At 71.9% G+C, this 17,975-nt stretch carries 12 protein-coding genes; 9 read left to right on the plus strand and 3 right to left on the minus strand.

What is annotated here, in order from left to right; translation table 11 throughout:
• The first annotated feature begins 238 nt into the window (after window positions 1-238).
• The 3 genes from ABD54_RS10490 (at window position 239) to ABD54_RS10500 (ending at window position 5,133) form a co-directional block, all read left to right on the plus strand.
• Window positions 239-898, plus strand: coding sequence for a CBS domain-containing protein (locus ABD54_RS10490; protein WP_047869274.1), 660 nt, complete (start codon window positions 239-241; stop codon window positions 896-898).
• A gap of 40 nt (window positions 899-938) precedes the next feature.
• Window positions 939-3,320: a phosphoenolpyruvate synthase gene (gene ppsA, locus ABD54_RS10495; protein ID WP_047869262.1), complete on the plus strand. Its 2,382-nt coding sequence runs from the start codon at window positions 939-941 to the stop codon at window positions 3,318-3,320.
• Between the two features lie 442 nt (window positions 3,321-3,762).
• A complete protein-coding gene (locus tag ABD54_RS10500) occupies window positions 3,763-5,133 on the plus strand; it encodes an MFS transporter (protein WP_047869263.1) in 1,371 nt (456 codons plus the stop codon).
• Window positions 5,134-5,242: 109 nt separating this feature from the next.
• Here the strand turns inward: ABD54_RS10500 and ABD54_RS10505 are convergent, their stop codons facing one another.
• The 3 genes from ABD54_RS10505 to ABD54_RS10515 all read right to left on the minus strand — a co-directional run bounded on the left by ABD54_RS10505 (window position 5,243) and on the right by ABD54_RS10515 (window position 9,477).
• Entirely contained in the window at window positions 5,243-7,057 is a 1,815-nt protein-coding gene (locus ABD54_RS10505; protein ID WP_047869264.1) for a glycoside hydrolase family 15 protein, read from the minus strand.
• Between the two features lie 283 nt (window positions 7,058-7,340).
• Window positions 7,341-7,808, minus strand: a complete 468-nt coding sequence (locus ABD54_RS10510; RefSeq protein ID WP_047869275.1) for a hypothetical protein — start codon at window positions 7,806-7,808, stop codon at window positions 7,341-7,343.
• A gap of 10 nt (window positions 7,809-7,818) precedes the next feature.
• Window positions 7,819-9,477: a catalase gene (locus ABD54_RS10515; RefSeq protein ID WP_047869265.1), complete on the minus strand. Its 1,659-nt coding sequence runs from the start codon at window positions 9,475-9,477 to the stop codon at window positions 7,819-7,821.
• A 363-nt stretch (window positions 9,478-9,840) separates the two neighbouring features.
• Here ABD54_RS10515 and fdh point away from each other — a divergent pair, with 363 nt between their 5' ends.
• The 6 genes from fdh to ABD54_RS10545 all read left to right on the plus strand — a co-directional run.
• Window positions 9,841-13,095 carry a formate dehydrogenase gene (fdh, locus tag ABD54_RS10520; RefSeq protein WP_047869266.1) on the plus strand — a complete coding sequence of 1,085 codons (3,255 nt, stop codon included), beginning with the start codon at window positions 9,841-9,843 and terminating at the stop codon, window positions 13,093-13,095.
• A complete protein-coding gene (locus ABD54_RS10525) occupies window positions 13,092-13,982 on the plus strand; it encodes a 4Fe-4S dicluster domain-containing protein (RefSeq protein ID WP_047869267.1) in 891 nt (296 codons plus the stop codon). The genes fdh and ABD54_RS10525 overlap by 4 nt, the downstream gene beginning before the upstream one ends.
• A complete protein-coding gene (gene nrfD, locus ABD54_RS10530) occupies window positions 13,982-15,082 on the plus strand; it encodes an NrfD/PsrC family molybdoenzyme membrane anchor subunit (protein ID WP_047869268.1) in 1,101 nt (366 codons plus the stop codon). The genes ABD54_RS10525 and nrfD overlap by 1 nt, the downstream gene beginning before the upstream one ends.
• Before the next feature lie 400 nt (window positions 15,083-15,482).
• Window positions 15,483-16,568 (plus strand): pyruvate dehydrogenase (acetyl-transferring) E1 component subunit alpha, encoded by a 1,086-nt coding sequence (gene pdhA / locus ABD54_RS10535; RefSeq protein WP_047869269.1) that lies wholly within the window; start codon window positions 15,483-15,485, stop codon window positions 16,566-16,568.
• A gap of 1 nt (window position 16,569) precedes the next feature.
• On the plus strand, window positions 16,570-17,562 hold the full coding sequence (locus ABD54_RS10540) for an alpha-ketoacid dehydrogenase subunit beta (RefSeq protein WP_047869270.1): 993 nt from the start codon (window positions 16,570-16,572) through the stop codon (window positions 17,560-17,562).
• Window positions 17,559-17,975: biotin/lipoyl-containing protein (locus ABD54_RS10545; RefSeq protein WP_047869271.1), on the plus strand; the 417-nt coding region annotated here is incomplete at its 3' end. The genes ABD54_RS10540 and ABD54_RS10545, both read left to right, overlap by 4 nt.

A 17,975-nucleotide genomic window follows, 5' to 3' on the forward strand; every position in this document is an offset into this window, starting at 1 on the left:
CGGGACGGACCGGGTTCGGGGCCGCCCCTGCGGGGCCCGCGCGGCGCGGTGCCCGCCGCCCGAGATCCCGAACCGTCCACCCCTCCCGTGGTCCCCGGGGGTGGGGGGACGAAAGGAACGGGTCCCCGTGTCCGAACGTCCCGCTACCGGGGGCCGTCCGTGCCGCACGCCGCACACGGACCCGGGGCAGTACCCGGGGGAAGAGGCAATCCGGTGGGACCGGCCAGTGGAGGACCCCATGAACCCGACCGTGGGCGACCTGATGACCGAGCACGTGTTCGCCGCCCGGGAGGACACCAGGTACAAGGACCTCGCCGCCTTCATGCACCGCAACCACGTCAGCGCGCTACCGGTGGTGGACGTCGGCAACCGAGTGGTCGGCGTCGTCTCCGCGGCCGACCTGTTGGCCGAGATCGCCGGTACCGGGGGCGGGCGCGGCCACGTGTCGGAACCCCTCAGGGAGCGGGCCGACGGCGGCGCCCGTGCCACCGCCCGGGACCTGATGACGTCCCCGGCCGTCACCGTCACGGGCGACGCGCCGCCGCGTGGGACGGCGGCCCTCATGCGCGACCGAGGGATCAAGCGGGTGCCCGTGGTGGACGGTGACGGACGTCTCGTGGGCATCGTGAGCCGTTCCGACCTGCAACGCGTGTACGAGGTCGACGACGACGAACTCCGCCGGATCGTGGACGGTGAGGTCGTGCGCGGACGGCTGGGGCTGACCCGCGTGGAGACCGCTGTTCACCGGGGGACGGTCGTCCTGACCGGTCAGGTCCCCCACCGCTCCGACATCCCGAGTCTGGTGCACGCCGTACGCGTCGTCGAGGGCGTGGTCCGCGTCGACTGCCGTCTGTCCTACGAGCACGACGACCTTGCGGCGCTGGGGCCGGCGGCGTGACGGCCGACCCGGTCCGGAGGAGAAGCGGGGGGAGGAACCCATGACCGCTGGGGACTACGTCGTCCGCCTCGATGAGGTCGGCCTGTCCGATCTGGCCCGGGTCGGCGGAAAGAACGCATCACTCGGTGAGATGATCCGGTGCCTCTCCGGCGAGGGGATCGCCGTGCCGGGAGGCTTCGCCACCACCGCCGCCGCGTACCGGCGTTTCCTCGGGGCCAATCGGATCACGGACCGGATAGCCGGGCACCTCGGACGCCTGGACCGAGGCGCGCCCGTCGCCGAGGTGGGGGCCGCCGTGCGGAGGCTCATCCTCGACGGGGACTTCCCGGGGGATCTACGGGCCGCGATCCTGGACTCCTACGCGGGGCTCGCGGGTCCGGGCGGGGACGAGCGCCCCTCGACCGCGGTACGCAGCAGCGCGACCGCCGAGGACCTCCCGGGAGCCAGCTTCGCCGGGCAGCAGGACAGCTTCCTCAACGTGGTGGGTGACCGTGCGCTGCTCGAGGCGTGCAAGCGCTGCTACGCGTCCCTGTTCAACGACCGGGCCATCGGCTACCGCCGGGACCGGGGCTTCGACCACCTGTCCATCGCCCTGTCAGTCGGCGTGCAGCCCATGGTCCGGGCGGATCTCGCGTGCGCGGGTGTCGCCTTCACCGTGGACACCGAGACCGGTTTCCCCCACAACGTTGCGATCAGCGCCGCCTACGGGCTCGGCGAGGGGGTCGTGAGCGGAGCGGTCGACCCCGACCAGTACACCGTCTTCAAGCCCGCGCTGGGCACTCCCGGCACGGTCCCCCTCATCTCGCGATCCCTCGGAGGCAAGGAACAGAGAACGGTCTACGCGGATAGCGGCCAGGGCGTACGGGCGGTCCCCACGCGTCCCGAGGAGAGGCGCGCGTGGGCGCTCGGCACGGACGAGGTGCTCACCCTGGCCCGTTGGGCTGTGGCCATAGAGGACCACTACGGCACCCATATGGATATCGAGTGGGCCAAGGACGGCCTGGACGGTCGTCTCCTCGTGGTCCAGGCGCGGCCGGAGACGGTGCATTCCCAGCGGTCGGCCGCCGCGGTACGCCGCTACCGGCTGACCGGGGCGGGCCGACCGCTGGTCACCGGACAGGCCGTGGGCGAGGCCGTCGCCGCCGGTCCCGCGTGCGTGCTGCGCGGTCCCGAGGACATCGGCCTGTTCCGGCCCGGATCGGTGCTCGTCACGGCCGTGACCGCTCCCGACTGGGAGCCGGTGATGAGGCGGGCCGCGGCCATCGTGACCGACCACGGGGGCCGCACCTCGCACGCGGCCATCGTCAGCCGAGAGCTCGGGCTGCCCGCTGTGGTGGGAACCGGGGAGGCCACCCGGCTCGTCCGGTCAGGGCGGGAACTCACCGTCTCCTGCGCCGAAGGTGCCACCGGTCGCGTCTATCCGGGGTTGTTGGAGTACGAGAGCCGGGAGGTCGACATGGACGCGATCCCGGCCACGCGCACGGCCGTGCGCCTCAACCTGGCCGACCCCGACGCCGCTCTGCGCTGGTGGCGCCTCCCCGCGGACGGGGCCGGGCTGGTGCGTATCGAGTTCGTGGTGAGCACGCTGATCCGGGTCCATCCCATGGCGCTGCTGCACCCCGAAAGGCTGGACGCGGCGGACCGCACGCGTGTCGCGTCGGCGTTCTCGGGATACCCGGACGGCCCCGCCTTCTTCGTCGACCGCCTGGCTCAGTCGATCGCCCTGATCGCCGCCTCGCGCTGGCCCGATCCCGTCCTCGTGCGCACCAGTGACTTCAAGTCCAACGAGTACGCCCGTCTGCTCGGCGGGCGTCCGTTCGAGCCCCATGAGGAGAACCCCATGATCGGCTGGCGTGGAGCCAGCCGTTACCACGGCCCGGGTTACGGAGAGGCCTTCGCCTTGGAGTGCCGGGCCATCGCGCGGGTGCGCACCCTCATGGGCCTCGGCAACGTCGAGGTGATGATCCCGTTCTGCCGGACGCTGACCGAGGCCGACCTCGTGCTGTCGACCATGGCGGATGCCGGTCTGCGCCGCGGTGACGACGGCCTGCGGGTCCACGTGATGGCCGAGATCCCCGCCAACGTCGTGCTGGCCACCGAGTTCGCGGACCGCTTCGACGGGTTCTCCGTGGGCAGCAACGACCTCACCCAGTTGACCCTGGGGGTGGACCGGGACTCCGACCTGCTCGCGGACGTGTTCGACGAACGGGACCCGGCGGTGGTGCGGAGCATCGAGCGTCTGATCGCCGACGCCCACGCGGCCGGCAGGACCGTGGGAGTGTGCGGCCAAAGGCCCGGGGACGATCCGGAGTACGCGGGCCTCCTGGTCGAAGCGGGGATCGACTCGGTGTCGGTGGCGCCCGACAGCTTCCCCGGGGTCAAGGAGAACATCGCCTCGGCGGAGCGGAGGAGCGGCCACTAGCCCCGCTGCCTTCACCTGTGCGCACGCCCCTTCCTCGCGCGACCTCCGGCGGGAGGGTCCGACCGGAGCGCTCCGACCCGCCCGGCCGGACTCCTCCCCGAGCGCAAGCGACTCGGCGCCGTGTCGACTCGTCGATCCGCCGACATGTCGTCCGCCTGGCACCGAACCGTGGCTGGTCACGGGCCGCGAGGCACCGTCAGTACCCTTCATCTAACCGACCGTTCGGTCAGGTCATGGCTTTCGAGCTGGGAAAAGTAGCCCCCGGTGTAGAAAGTGCCTTGAGTCACATGACATGGTGTCCTGGGGCTCAGTCCGGTGCCGGACATGTCCTTCCTGCCGCTTGTGCGACTGGAGGGGCGGGTGATTGTCACCGCGACTGCCGATACCAGGAGCCCAAGAGCGGAACCCGACCCCCGGTCGGCAGAGAACATACGGAGCACCAATGGCAACTTCCGACTCGACGGCCCCAGGGCCGGGCAGCACGATCGAGACCGGGGAGCGGCGGCGCGTCCTCGCCGGGACCATGGTCGGCACCACCATCGAGTGGTACGACTTCTTCATCTACGCGCAGGCCGCCGGCCTCGTGCTCGCGCCCCTGTTCCTGTCGCCGCTGACCGAGGACAGCCCCGGCCTGGCCCAGATCCTGTCCTTCGCGACCATCGGCATCTCCTTCCTCTTCCGGCCGCTCGGCGCGATCGTCGCGGGCGCCCTCGGGGACAGGTTCGGCCGCAAACGCGTGCTCGTGGCGACCCTGGTCATGATGGGACTCGCCACCTGCCTGATCGGCGTGCTGCCCACCTACGCCCAGATCGGTGTGGCCGCGCCCGTCCTGCTGATCGTCCTGCGCATCCTCCAGGGCTTCTCCGCGGGCGGCGAGTGGGGCGGCGCGGCGCTGATGTCGGTGGAACACGCGCCGGTCGGCAAGCGCGGCTTCTTCGGTGCCTACCCGCAGATCGGCGTTCCCTGCGGCATGATCCTGGCGACCTTCGTCGTCTGGGTGATCACCGCGTCCATCGGCCCGGAGGCGTTCCTGGAGTGGGGCTGGCGCATCCCCTTCCTCCTGTCCTTCCTGCTGATCATCGTCGGCCACCTCATCCGCAAGTCCGTGGAGGAGTCCCCGGTCTTCAAGCTCATGCAGGCGCGCAGGGCCGAGGCCTCCGCCCCGCTGGGCCGCCTGTTCCGCAATCACACCCGTGAGGTCGTCCTCTCCGCGCTGATCTTCATCGCCAACAACGCCGCCGGGTACCTCGTCATCGCCTACCTGGCGACCTACGCCTCCCGGCCGGTCGAGGACTTCGGCCTCGGCATGGACCGCGGCCCCGTGCTCCTGGCGACCACCCTCGCCTCGTTCGGCTGGCTCATCTCCACGCTCTACGGCGGCATCCTGAGCGACAAGCTCGGCCGGGTGCGGACCTTCCAGCTCGGCTACGTGCTGCTGGCCGCCTGGTCCGTGCCGATGTGGTTCATGGTCGACACGGGCAACATCTACCTGTACTTCGCGGGCGTCTTCGTCTTCACGCTCACCCTGGGCCTGAGCTACGGCCCCCAGTCGGCGCTGTACGCGGAGATGTTCCCGGCCGAGGTCCGCTACTCCGGCGTGTCCATCGGCTACGCCCTCGGCGCGATCCTCGGCGGCGCCTTCGCGCCCACGATCGCCGAGCTGCTGCTCACCGAGACCGGCGCCTCGTGGTCGATCGGCGTCTACATCGTCGTGGCCTGCGCGGTCTCCTTCCTGGGGGTCACCCTGGTGAAGGAGCCCAAGGGCGTGGACCTGTACGCGGACGGCACAAAGCCGTCCACGGTCGGCAAGTAGGGGGCGCGACGGGGCGGCGGACCAGGTCCGCCGCCCCGTCCTCCGTCGCCTTGTCGTCTTGTCGCCGCGTCGCCTTGCCGCTCCGTCGCCTTGTCGACCCGGGGCGCGCTCACCGCCCCCGCGACTCCGCGCGCCGGCGCGCCGGGCCCCGGCGGTTCCGGTCCAGCTCGTGGGCGGTGTTGACCAGGGCGATGTGGGACAGCGCCTGGGGGAAGTTGCCGACCAGCCGCCGCGCGCCGGTGTCGTACTCCTCCGCCAGCAGCCCCACGTCGTTGCGCAGGCTCAGCAGGTGCTCGAAGATCCCCCGGCCCTCGTCCGCGCGGCCCTGGAGGACGAGGTTGTCCACCAGCCAGAACGTGCAGGGCAGGAACACCCCCTCACCGGGAGGCAGGCCGTCCACGTGCCGGGTCCCCTCGTCCATGGAGTAGCGCTGGACCAGACCGCCGCTGCACAGCTCCCGCCGGACGGAGTCCACCGTCCCCCGCATGCGCTCGTCGGTGGCCGGGAGGAAGCCGACGGCGCTCGCCATCAGGAGCGAGGCGTCCAGGGACGCGGAACCGTAGTACTGGGTGAAGGTCCGCCGACCGGGGTCGTACCCGTGCTCGCACACGTCCCGGAAGATCTCCCCGCGCAGGCGCTTCCAATCGTCCACCGGGCCCTCCATCCCGAACCTCTCCACAGCGCTTACGGCCCGGTCCGCCGCGGTCCACGCCATGACCTTGGAGTGCGTGAAGTGCCGCCGGGGCCCGCGCATCTCCCAGATCCCGTTGTCGGGCTCCCGCCAGTGCGACTCCAGGAAGTCCATCAGGTGCCGCTGGAGCTGCCAGGCCGGCTCACGCGGCGGGATGCCGTGCTCCCTGGCCTGGTGGAAGACGTCCATCACCTCGCCGTAGACGTCGAGCTGCCACTGCCGGGCCGCCTCGTTGCCGATCCTGACGGGGCGGGCGCCCTGGTAGCCGGACAGCCAGCCCAGCTCCAGTTCGGGCAGCCTGCGCTCCCCCTCGATCCCGTACATCATCCGCATCTGCGCGGGCTCACCGGCCACCGCCCGCAGCAGCCACTCGCGCCATTCGGCCGCCTCCCGTTCGTACCCCGACTCCAGCAGCGAGAGCAGCGTCAGCGTCGCGTCGCGTATCCAGCAGTAGCGGTAGTCCCAGTTGCGCACGCCGCCCAGTTGCTCGGGCAGCGAGGTGGTGGCCGCGGCCACCATGCCCCCGCCGGGCGCGTGCGTCAGGGCCTTGAGGGTGATGAGCGACCGGACCACCGCGTCGCGGTACTCGCCCCGGTAGGCGCACCTGGACGCCCACTCCCGCCACACCCCCTCCGTGTGCCCGATGAGCGCGCCCACGTGGGGCGGGTCCGGCGCGGGGCCCCGCACCGGCGTCCACACAAGGGAGAAGTCCACGCCGTCCCCCGCGGCGACCGTGAACTCCGCGACCGGCCTGGACGGGGCCACGACCTCGAACTCCACGCCGGAGTCCAGGTAGCAGCTGTCCGGACCGGCCACCATGTGCAGCCGCCGCCCGTCCTTGCGCACCCACGGGACGACGGATCCGTAGTCGAAGCGCGGCACCGCCTCGGTCCGCATGCGCACGCGGCCCTCCACCCCCTCGACCCGGCGCACGAGACCGGTCCCGTGAGCGCTGACGGGCATGCAGTCCACGACCCGCACCGCGCCGTCCGCGCACCGGAACTCGGTCTCCAGCACCAGGCTGTCGGGGCGGTACCGCCGCGCCGAGACCCGGTGCTCCCCGAGCGGGGCCATGGTCCAGCGCCCGTTGTTCCCGTCGCCCAGCAGGGCGGCGAAGCAGGCGCCGGAGTCGAACCTGGGCAGGCACAGCCAGTCCACGCTCCCGTCCCTGCCGACCAGCGCCGACGTCCGCATGTCGCCCAGAAACGCGTAGTCCTCGATGGGCGGAGCCACGTCCCACCCCCCTTCCGTCCCCGGGCGGATGCCCGTGTCCCCCGATCCCCCGTCAGCGGTCTCCCCGCCCGCCTCCGGGCAGGAACTCCTGCGCCCTGGACACGGCGCCCCGCTCGACGACGCCGACAACCGGCCGTACCCGGTGCTGTGGGTGAGCATGCTCGCTCTCGCCACCGTCCCCGCACCCTCCCGGCACAGCCGCGCCGGGTGCCGACGCGCCCGAGCCGGGGCCGTGCGCTACCGGCCCCGGCCCCCGCGGGGACCGGGGCCGGACGACCGGGGGTCAGCGCCGGTCGAGCCATTCGTAGGCGGCGCTGGTGGCGCAGGCGTACACCGTGTGGTGCAGCAGGTCCACGCCGACCTCCTCGGCGCCCTGCTTCCAGGCCGGGGGCGCCGTGCCCGTGGCCGGGAGCGCGACCTGCTCGCCGCCCCACACCAGCGCCAGGTGCGCGGCGGCCGCCGAGGCCCCGTGCAGCCCGGCGGCGCCCAGCAGCCCCCGGACCGCCCCCCACGAGGCCCCGTAGCCCCAGTGCACCGCGGTGTTGAACCGCTGCTCGCCCGAGGGGCCCTCCGGTCGCACCCCGAGCACCTTCCCGGCGGCGTCGGCGGGCGAGGTGCTGCCTCCCCTGCCGCGCAGCCTGGCCTCGGCGGTGCTGGAGACGGTCATCGCCGCCGTGCCGACCACTCCCGCCAGCAGCCCCCTGCCCACGGCGGACGAGGTGTGCGCGAGGACCCGTGCCAGCCGTTCCACCACGCCCGCCTCAGCGCTCCACCACGTGCCGCTTGTCGGGCACGCAGTGGGTCATCGTCAGCCCCGACACGTCCCGGGGGCCGTTCTTGCCCAGGTTGGCCATGCGCTGGCGCTCCCCCTCGTCCAGGGTCTGGCTCCGCAGCGGCTCCAGGTGCGCTACGTCGTCCGGGCCGATGCCCAGCCCTTCGCCGACGCGCAGCCCCAGGTCGTCGTCGACCATGAGGAAGTGCCAGACCATCCGCTCCTGGATCGGCCGGTCGCACTGGGAGAGCTGCCCGGTGAAGTTGCGCACCAGGTCGTCGCGCTCCCACTCCTCCATCAGGGTGTACCGCTGTCCCGCCTGCTTGTAGTCGTTGGTGCGGGAGATGCGCTTGCGGGTGAGCCGCCCCCGGATCTCCGGCCCCTGCTCGTCGTGAGTGGGGTACTGCCCCTCGCGCAGGCCGCCGTTGACGGACGGCTCGTAGTTGACGTGCGGGTTCTCGCCCCCGGAGTCCTGGTGGTAGGCCATCAGGCCGTCGCGCTGGTTGGTGCGCACGTCGGCGTTCTTGGCCTGGTTCACCGGCAGTTGGAGGTAGTTGGGCCCCACCCGGTAGCGCTGCGTGTCGCTGTAGGAGAAGGTGCGCCCGACGAGCATCTTGTCGTCGGAGAAGTCCAGGCCGTCCACGAGCACGCCGGTGCCGAAGGAGATCTGCTCGTTCTCCGCGAAGTTGTTCGACACGTTCCGGTCGAGCACGATCCGCCCCACCGCCTTGGGCGGGAAGTCCTGCTCCGGCCAGGTCTTGGTGTCGTCCAGCGGGTCGAAGTCGAGTTCGGGGTGCTCCTCGTCGCTCATCATCTGCACGAGCAGCTCCCACTCGGGGTACTCGCCGCGGTCGATGGCCTCGTGCAGGTCCTTGGTCGCGTGCCCGGTCTCGTCCGCCTGGATGTTGGCGGCGTCGGCCTCGGTCATGCTGCGCACGCCCTGCTTGGGCATCCAGGTGTACTTGACCAGGACGGTCTCGCCCACGTCGTTGACCCACTTGTAGGTGTTGACGCCGAAGCCCTGCTGGTGCCGGTAGTCCGCCGGGATGCCGCGCGGGCTGAACAGGTTGACCAGCATGTGCATGCACTCTGGGGTCTGCGACATGAAGTCGAAGATGCGGTTGGGCTCCTGGCGGAAGGTCACCGGGTCCGGCTTGAGGGAGTGGATCACGTCGGGGAACTTGATGGCGTCGCGGATGAAGAACACCGCCAGGTTGTTGCCCACCAGGTCCCAGTTGCCGTCCTCGGTGTAGAACTTGACCGCGAACCCGCGCGGGTCGCGCGCGCACTCCGAGGAGTCCCTGCTTCCGATGACCGTGGAGAAGCGCAGCGCTATGTCGGTCCGCTTCCCCTTGCCCTGGAAGAGCTTGGCGCGCGTGTAGCGGCTGATCGGCTCGTCGCCCCACGCGCCGTAGGACTCGAAGTAGCCGAACGCGGTCACCCCGCGCGCGTGCACCACCCGCTCCGGGATGCGCTCCCGGTCGAAGTGGCTGATCTTCTCCAGGAACTGGTAGTTCTCCAGCGTCGCCGGACCCCGATCGCCGACCGTGCGCTGGTTCTGGTTGTCGTAGACCGGGTGCCCCTGCCGGTTCGTGAGCACCTCGCGGTCGTCTCCCGGCGCGGATCCCTGGCTGGATACGTCGGTCATGGAACTGGCCCCCCACCACGTCGTCGTGATCCCTGTCCCGGTGCCCCCTGCCCACTGCCGCGGTGCCGGACGCGCGGCGGGGGAAGTTCTTACCAACTGGAGGGAGTACCGCGACCCTCCCTCCGCCGGGGAAGTCCGGAAAAGGGGGGTTCGGCCTTCTCCTCCCCGGTGTTTCACGTGAAACACCGCTGTCCGGGCCGCGTCACAAACGCCCCATGGAACCGCCACGGACGGCGTGTCCCCGCCCGCCCGGAGCCGCGCCCGGCGCACGGTGGGAATTCCGGACCCATGCTCCCCCTCGTCCGTGGGTAGCGGCAGGCCTGGAGACCATCGACGGGCCCCGGGCCCGGGGCGGAGGCGAGCATGGGCGTGCGCACGTGGATCGAGTCGTGGCCGGTGTACCGGCAGTTCACGGGGGACGACCCGACGGGACGCGGGGCCGCCGCGAAGTCCCGCCGGTCGGAGAACCTCAGGTCCCGCACCGAGGAGGCCGACCGGGTCGTGAAGTCGGTCTGCCCCTACTGCGCGGTGGGATGCGGGCAGAACGTCTACGTCAGGGACGAGAAGGTCGTCCAGATCGAGGGTGACCCGGACTCGCCGATCAGCCGCGGGCGGCTGTGCCCCAAGGGTTCGGCCAGCCTCCAGCTCACCACCGGCTCCGCGCGCGAGGAGAAGGTCCTGTACCGGCGCCCCTACGGCACCGAGTGGGAGGAGATCGACCTCGACACAGCCATGCGGATGGTCGCCCACCGCGTGGTCCGCACGCGCGAGCAGACCTGGGAGAGGGAGCACGAGGGGCAACGGGTGAACCGCACGCTGGGGATCGCCAGCCTCGGCGGCGCCACACTCGACAACGAGGAGAACTACCTCATCAAGAAGCTCCTGACCTCGCTCGGCGTCGTCCAGGTGGAGAACCAGGCCCGCGTGTGCCACAGCTCCACGGTCGCCGGGCTCGGGACGTCCTTCGGGCGCGGCGGGGCGACCATGTTCCTCCAGGACCTGCAGAACTCCGACTGCATCGTCATCGAGGGGTCCAACTTCGCCGAGGCCCACCCGGTCGGCTTCCAGTGGGTCATGGAGGCCAAGGCCCGCGGCGCGGTGGTCATCCACGTCGACCCCCGCTTCAGCCGCACCAGCGCGCTCGCCGACATGCACGTGCCCATCCGCGCGGGCACCGACATCGCCTTCCTCGGCGCGATCATCAACCACGTCCTCACCGAGGAGAAGTACTTCCCCGACTACGTGCGCGCCTTCACCAACGCCGCCACGATCGTCGGCGAGGACTTCCAGGACACCGAGGACCTGGACGGCCTGTTCTCCGGCTTCTCGGAGAAGGACAAGAGCTACGACGCCAGCACCTGGAGCTACGAGGGCGCGGAGGTCGCCGCCGCCTCCGGCAACCGCAACCAGTTGTTCGAGGAGCGGCTTGAGGAGAGCCTCGGCACCAGCCGCTCCGGGCGGCCCGAGCAGCAGGGGTCGGGCGGCGCGGTCATCCGGGAGAAGCCCAGGGAGGACCCGACGCTCACCGACCCGCGCTGCGTGTTCCAGGTCCTCAAGCGCCACTACGCGCGCTACACGCCGGAGCTGGTCGAGCAGGTCTGCGGCATCCCGCGGGAGACCTTCCGGAGGGTGTGCGACCACCTCACCGAGAACTCCGGCCGGGACCGCACCAGCGCCTTCTGCTACGCCGTGGGCTGGACGCAGCACACGGTCGGCTCCCAGTACATCCGGGCCGCCTCCATCCTCCAGTTGCTGCTGGGCAACATCGGCCGCCCGGGAGGGGGCATCCAGGCGCTGCGCGGACACGCCAGCATCCAGGGCTCCAGCGACGTGCCGACCCTGTTCGACCTGCTGCCGGGCTACCTGCCGATGCCCCACGCGCACGAGGAGCAGTCCCTGGAGACCTACGTCCTGGCCGCGGGCAACCCCAGGAAGGGGTTCTGGGACGGGATGCGGGCGTACACCGTCAGCCTGCTCAAGGCCTGGTGGGGCGAGCACGCGACGGCCGGGAACGACTACTGCTTCGGCCACCTGCCCCGGCTCACCGGCTCCCACAGCCACTACGACACCGTGATGGGGCAGATCGCCGGTAAGTGCAAGGGCTACTTCCTCATGGGCGAGAACCCCGCCGTGGGTTCGGCCAACAGCAGGGCCCAGCGCATGGGCATGGCCGAGCTGGACTGGCTGGTCGTGCGCGACTTCTCGCTGATCGAGAGCGCCACCTGGTGGAAGGACGGGCCGGAGATCGAGTCCGGCGAGATGCGCACCGAGGACATCGGCACCGAGGTGTTCTTCTTCCCGGCCGCCGCGCACACCGAGAAGTCGGGCACCTTCACCAACACCAACCGGCTGCTCCAGTGGCACGACCGGGCCGTCAGCCCGAGCGGGGACCAGCGCAGCGACCTGTGGTTCATGTACCACCTGGGCCGCGGGATCCGCGGCATCCTCGCCGGCTCCGACGACCCCAAGGACCGCCCCGTCCTCGACCTCACCTGGGACTACCCCCTGGAGGAGGACGGCGAGCCCGACGCCGCCGCGGTCCTGCGCGAGATCAACGGCCACGACGCCGAGGGCCGCCCGCTCAACGTCTACACGGAGCTGCGCGACGACGGGTCGACCTCGTGCGGCTGCTGGATCTACTGCGGCGTCTTCAAGGACGGGGTCAACCAGGCGGCGCGCAGGAAGCCCCACACAGAACAGGACTGGATCGCCGGGGAGTGGGCCTGGGCGTGGCCGGACAACCGGCGCGTCCTGTACAACCGCGCCTCCGCCGACGAGAACGGGGAGCCCTGGAGCCCCCGCAAGAGCCTCGTGTGGTGGGACGCGGAGCGGGGGCGCTGGGTCGGGCACGACACCCCCGACTTCGAGAGCCGCAAGGCCCCCGACTACGTGCCGCCGGAGGACGCCGAGGGCGTCGCGGCGCTGACCGGTCGGGACGCCTTCGTCATGCAGGCCGACGGCAAGGGATGGCTGTACGCGCCCGCGGGCCTCAACGACGGCCCGATGCCCACGCACTACGAACCGCAGGACACCCCGTTCGAGAACCCGCTGTACGGGCACCAGCGCAACCCGACGCGCCTGCTGTACCCGCACGAGTACAACCGCTACCACCCCGCCCCCGGCACGCCCGGCTCCGACGTCTTCCCGTACGTGGTGACGACCTACCGGCTCACCGAGCACTTCACGGCGGGCGGGATGACCAGGTGGACGCCCTACCTGGCCGAACTCCAGCCCGAGTTCTTCTGCGAGGTCGGGCCAGAACTGGCCGAGGAGCGCGGACTGGAGCACGGCGGCTGGGCGACCGTCGTCACGGCGCGCAACGCCATCGAGGCCCGGGTCATGGTCACCGACCGGATGGCGCCGCTGCGTGTGCAGGGACGGGTGGTCCACCAGATCGGGATGCCCTACCACTGGGGGCCCAACGGATACACGACCGGGGACGCGGCCAACGAGCTGATGCCCATCGCGCTCGACCCCAACGTGCACATCCAGGAGGTCAAGGCGATCACTGCCGACATCCGGCCGGGGCGCAGGCCCCGGGGCGCCGAGCGCCTGGACCTGGTGCGCGAGTACCGGGAGCGGGCCGGAATCACGGAACAGACGGGACTGGAGGTGTGAGCGTGTCCGCGGAGAGCAACGGGAACGGCAGGCACGAGAGGGTCGGCTTCTTCACCGACACGAGCGTGTGCATCGGCTGCAAGGCCTGCGAGGTCGCCTGCAAGGAGTGGAACATGGTCCCCGAGGACGGCCTGGACTTCACGTCCATGTCGTTCGACAACAGCGGCGGGCTGAGCGCGGACACTTGGCGGCACGTGGCCTTCGTGGAACAGCGCGAGCCCCTGGGCCACCAGGACCCGGGCGTGGGGCGCCCCGGGGCCGTGGACCTGGGAATGCCCTCCTTCGAGCTGCCCGGCGCCGCCACGGGCGCCGACGAGCGCGGCGAGTTCCGCTGGCTGATGTCCTCGGACGTGTGCAAGCACTGCACCAGCGCCGCCTGCCTGGACGTGTGCCCGACCGGCTCGCTGTTCCGCACCGAGTTCGGCACGGTGGTGGTGCAGGAGGACATCTGCAACGGCTGCGGGTACTGCGTTCCGGCCTGCCCCTACGGGGTCATCGACAAGCGCGAGGAGGACGGCCGGGTCTGGAAGTGCACCCTGTGCTACGACCGGATCGGCGACGGCCTGGAGCCCGCCTGCGCCAAGGCCTGCCCCACCGACTCGATCCAGTTCGGCGACCTCGACGAACTGCGTGCGCGCGCCGAGGCGCGGGTGGCCGACCTGCACGAGGCCGGGGTCTCCTCCGCCCGCCTGTACGGCGAGGACCCCGGGGACGGGGTGGACGGCGCGGGGGCGTTCTTCCTGCTGCTGGACGAACCCGAGGTCTACGGGCTGCCGCCGGACCCGGTGGTGACCACCCGGGACCTGCCGTCGATGTGGCGGCACGCCGGTGTCGCGGCGGCGGCGCTGGTGGTCGGAGCGGCCGCGGCGTTCGTGGGGAGGCGCTGATGAGCTCGTCGGACGTGACCAAGGAGGGCATGCGCGGGCAGCGCCCCGGACGGGAGGCCGTCACGGGGGCCGCCGACGTCGTCGGGGAGGAGCAGCGCCGCGAACACGGGGAGGGGCGGCGCGGGAAGAAGGGGCGCGGCGAGCCCACGCGGGTGCCCGACGCCGAGTTCCGCTCCTACTACGGCAAGCCGGTCCTCAACCAGATCGTGTGGAAGGCCTCCGACATCGGCGGCTACCTGTTCCTGGGCGGGCTCGCCGGGGCCTCGTCGGTACTGGCCGCCGGCGCCGAGCTGACCGGCCGCCCGCGACTGGCCCGCCCCCTCAAGTACACGGCCCTGGGCGCGATCTCCGGTTCGACGGCCGCGCTCATCCACGACCTGGGGCGCCCGGAGCGCTTCCTCAACATGCTGCGGGTGGTCAAGCCGACCTCGCCGATGAGCGTCGGGTCCTGGATCCTCATGACCTACGGCCCCCTCGCCGGGGTCGCCGCGGTGACCGCCGCGACCGGGTGGTTCCCGCGGATCGGCCGGGCGGCCACCCTGGGCGCCGGGATAACGGGTCCGCTCGTGGCCACCTACACGGCGCCGCTGGTGTGCGACACCGCGGTGCCCTCCTGGCACGACGGCTACCGGTACATGCCGTTCGTGTTCGCCTCATCGGCGGCCTCGGCCGCGGGCGGGATGGGCCTGGTCGCCGCACCCCTGGCGCAGAGCGGTCCCGCGCGCCGCGCCGCCGTGGGCGGCGCCCTGGTGGAGACGGTGGTCTCCGGTGCCATGGAGCGCCAGATGGGGCTGTCCGGCGAGCCCTACCGGCAGGGGAGGGCGGGCGCCCTCATGCGCGCGGCCAGGACGCTCACCCTGGCCGGGGCGGCCGGTGCGGTGCTGGGACGCCGCAGCCGGGCGGCCTCCGCGGTGAGCGGCGCCGCCCTGCTGGCCGGTTCCGCGTGCACCCGGCTGGGCGTCTTCCAGGCTGGTAAGCAGTCCGCGGCCGACCCCAAGTACACGGTGGTGCCCCAGCGCCGCAGGCTGGCCGAGCGGGAGGCGGAGCGCGGGGGCGCCGACGCGGCCGCCGTTCCGCGGGCCCGTACGGCCGGGGGCTGAGGAGCGGCCGTCCTCCTCCCCCACCCGGGCCGCGGGGGAGGACGGCCGTGCGGCGGTCGGGCCGCCGGGCGCGGTCAGGCGTCGCGGACCCGGTCGGGGCGACCGACCAACGGGGGCTCCAGCGGCCAGGGGAGGTCGGTCCACCGGTCTGTGCGCCGCCACACGTACTCTCACTCGGCCAGGGAGCGCGGCTTCTCGTAGACGACCGCGCCGCGGAACCGATCGCGCGGACCACTTGTCCACGCCGAATGGTGTTCTGTGTCACACGATTGGACGTGTGGCCAGGAATCTGAGCGAAATACTCGACGTTTTCTTGATTTTTGCGTGGTTGTGGCGAACAGATGGCAATGAACAGCACCATGTGTCTGAACACATCTTTCTGACACTGGAGGCTGGCGCCATGGCTGATGACCGGGACCTTCTCCCCTCCGAGCAGCCGGTCCGGCTGCTCGACGAGACCGGAAGCCCGGTGGACGGGGCCGCCCTGCCGTTCCCGGACCGGGAGCGGCTGCTCGCCGCGTACACCTCCCTGGTGATCGGCCGCCGCGTCAACGACCAGGCCAGCGCCCTCGTGCGGCAGGGCCGCCTGGCCGTGTACCCCTCCTCGCACGGTCAGGAGGCCTGCCAGACGGGCGCGGCCATGGCCCTGGCGGAGGGCGACTGGCTGTTCCCGACCTACCGCGACACCGCCGCCGTGGTCGCGCGCGGGGTGGACCCGGTACAGGTGCTCACCCTGCTCAAGGGCGACTGGCACTCGGGCTACGACCCCTACGCGCACCGCGTCGCCCCGCAGGCCACGCCGCTGGCCACCCAGCTCCTGCACGCGGTGGGCGTCGCGCACGCCGCCCGCCTGCGCGGTGAGGACACCGTGGTCATGGCGTTGTGCGGCGACGGAGCCACCAGTGAGGGCGACTTCCACGAGGCGCTGAACTTCGCGGCGGTGTTCCGGGCCCCGGTCGTGTTCTTCGTGCAGAACAACGAGTACGCCATCTCCGTCCCCCTGGCCCGCCAGACCGCCGCCCCCTCGCTCGCCCACAAGGGCGTCGGCTACGGGGTGAACGCGGAACGGGTGGACGGCAACGACACCCCCGCCGTGCTCGCCGTGCTCGACCGGGCCGTGTCCGAGGCGCGGGCGGGCGGGGGCCCCCGGCTCGTGGAGGCGCACACCTACCGCATGCAGGCGCACACCAACGCCGACGACGCCACCCGGTACCGCACCCAGGAGGAGGTGGACCCCTGGGAGGCCCGCGACCCCCTGCTGCGCATGGAGGCATACCTCACCAGGAAGCGCGTCCTCACCAGGGCCCGCAGGGCGCGCATCGCCGAGGAAGCGGAGGCCGTGGCCGCCGCCATGCGCGAGGGCGTCGCCGGGGACACCGACCCCGAGCCCGCCGAGCTGTTCGCGCACGTGTTCGCCACCCCCACGCCGCAGCTCGACGAGCAGGCCGCCTTCCTGGCCGACGAACTGAGCAGAGAGGGCAACTGACATGGCGACCGACCCCACCAAGCTCTCCATGGCCCAGGCCCTCAACCGGGCCCTGCGCGACGCCATGGCCGAGGATCCGACGGTCTACGTCTTCGGCGAGGACGTCGGCCCCCTCGGCGGCGTCTTCCGCATCACCGACGGCCTCACCGCCGAGTTCGGCGAGGACCGCTGCTTCGACACCCCGCTCGCCGAGTCCGGGATCGTGGGCATGGCCGTGGGCATGGCGATGAACGGCATGCGCCCCGTGGTGGAGATGCAGTTCGACGCGTTCGCCTACCCGGCCTTCGAGCAGATCGTCAGCCACGTGGCCAAGACGCGCAACCGCACCCGCGGCCGGGTCGGGCTGCCCATGGTCATCCGCGTCCCCTACGCGGGAGGGATCGGCGGCGTCGAGCACCACTGCGACTCCTCCGAGGCCTACTACGCCCACACACCCGGCCTGACCGTGGTCACCCCGTCCACGCCCGCCGACGCCTACTTCCTGCTGCGCGAGGCGATCGCCTCCGACGACCCGGTCGTGTTCATGGAGCCCAAGAAGCTCTACTGGGGCAAGGACGAGGTCGACCTGGCCGCGCCCGAGCCGCCCGTCGGCCGCGCCGTGGTGCGCCGCCCCGGCACCGACGCCACCCTCATCGCCTACGGCCCCTCGGTGCCCACCGCGCTGGAGGCGGCCGAGGCCGCCGCCCAAGAGGGCCGCAGCCTCCAGGTGGTGGACGTGCGCTCCCTCGTCCCCTTCGACGACGCCACCGTGTGCGAGGCGGTCCGCTCCACCGGGCGCGCCGTCGTGGTCGCCGAGGCCAGCGGGTTCGCCAGCGTCGCCTCGGAGATCGTCGCGCGGGTGACCGAGCGCTGCTTCCACTCCCTGGCCGCGCCGGTGCGCCGCGTCACCGGCTTCGACATCCCCTTCCCGCCGCCGAAGCTGGAGCGCTTCCAGCTCCCGGGCGTGGACCGGATCCTGGACGCCGTCGACGACCTTCAGTGGGAGGACCAGTGACGACGCAGACCTTCGACCTCCCCGACCTGGGCGAGGGGCTCACCGAGGCCGAGGTGGTGCGCTGGCTCGTGGCCGTCGGCGACACGGTGGCCCTGGACCAGCCGATCGTGGAGGTGGAGACCGCCAAGTCGATCGTGGAGGTCCCCTCCCCCTTCGCGGGCACCGTCAGCGAGCTGCACGGCGAGGAGGGCCGGGTCATGGAGGTCGGGCGCCCCCTGATCAGCGTGACCGACGGTTCCGGGGCCGACGCCGGGGCCTCCTCCGGGTCCGCCGCCGCGAAGGCGTCGGCGGAGGGGGAGCGCTACCGCGAGGAGGAGCGCGCCGGAACGGGTTCGGGCAACGTGCTGATCGGTTACGGGACGCCGGAGGCGGCGGCTTCCGGGCGCCGTCGGCGTCCCGTAACCGATCAGCAC

Origin of the sequence: Nocardiopsis sp. RV163 (genome assembly GCF_001029525.1) — a bacterium.
Classification (GTDB): Bacteria; Actinomycetota; Actinomycetes; order Streptosporangiales; family Streptosporangiaceae; genus Nocardiopsis; species Nocardiopsis dassonvillei.

Excerpts from the sequence above, each read along its gene's own strand:
- nrfD (WP_047869268.1), top strand. The coding sequence starts at position 13,982 with ATGAGCTCGTCGGACGTGACCAAGGAGGGCATGCGCGGGCAGCGCCCC.
- ABD54_RS10490 (WP_047869274.1), top strand. The coding sequence starts at position 239 with ATGAACCCGACCGTGGGCGACCTGATGACCGAGCACGTGTTCGCCGCC.
- ABD54_RS10515 (WP_047869265.1), bottom strand. The coding sequence starts at position 9,477 with ATGACCGACGTATCCAGCCAGGGATCCGCGCCGGGAGACGACCGCGAG.
- pdhA (WP_047869269.1), top strand. The coding sequence starts at position 15,483 with ATGGCTGATGACCGGGACCTTCTCCCCTCCGAGCAGCCGGTCCGGCTG.
- ppsA (WP_047869262.1), top strand. The coding sequence starts at position 939 with ATGACCGCTGGGGACTACGTCGTCCGCCTCGATGAGGTCGGCCTGTCC.
- fdh (WP_047869266.1), top strand. The coding sequence starts at position 9,841 with ATGGGCGTGCGCACGTGGATCGAGTCGTGGCCGGTGTACCGGCAGTTC.
- ABD54_RS10500 (WP_047869263.1), top strand. The coding sequence starts at position 3,763 with ATGGCAACTTCCGACTCGACGGCCCCAGGGCCGGGCAGCACGATCGAG.
- ABD54_RS10540 (WP_047869270.1), top strand. The coding sequence starts at position 16,570 with ATGGCGACCGACCCCACCAAGCTCTCCATGGCCCAGGCCCTCAACCGG.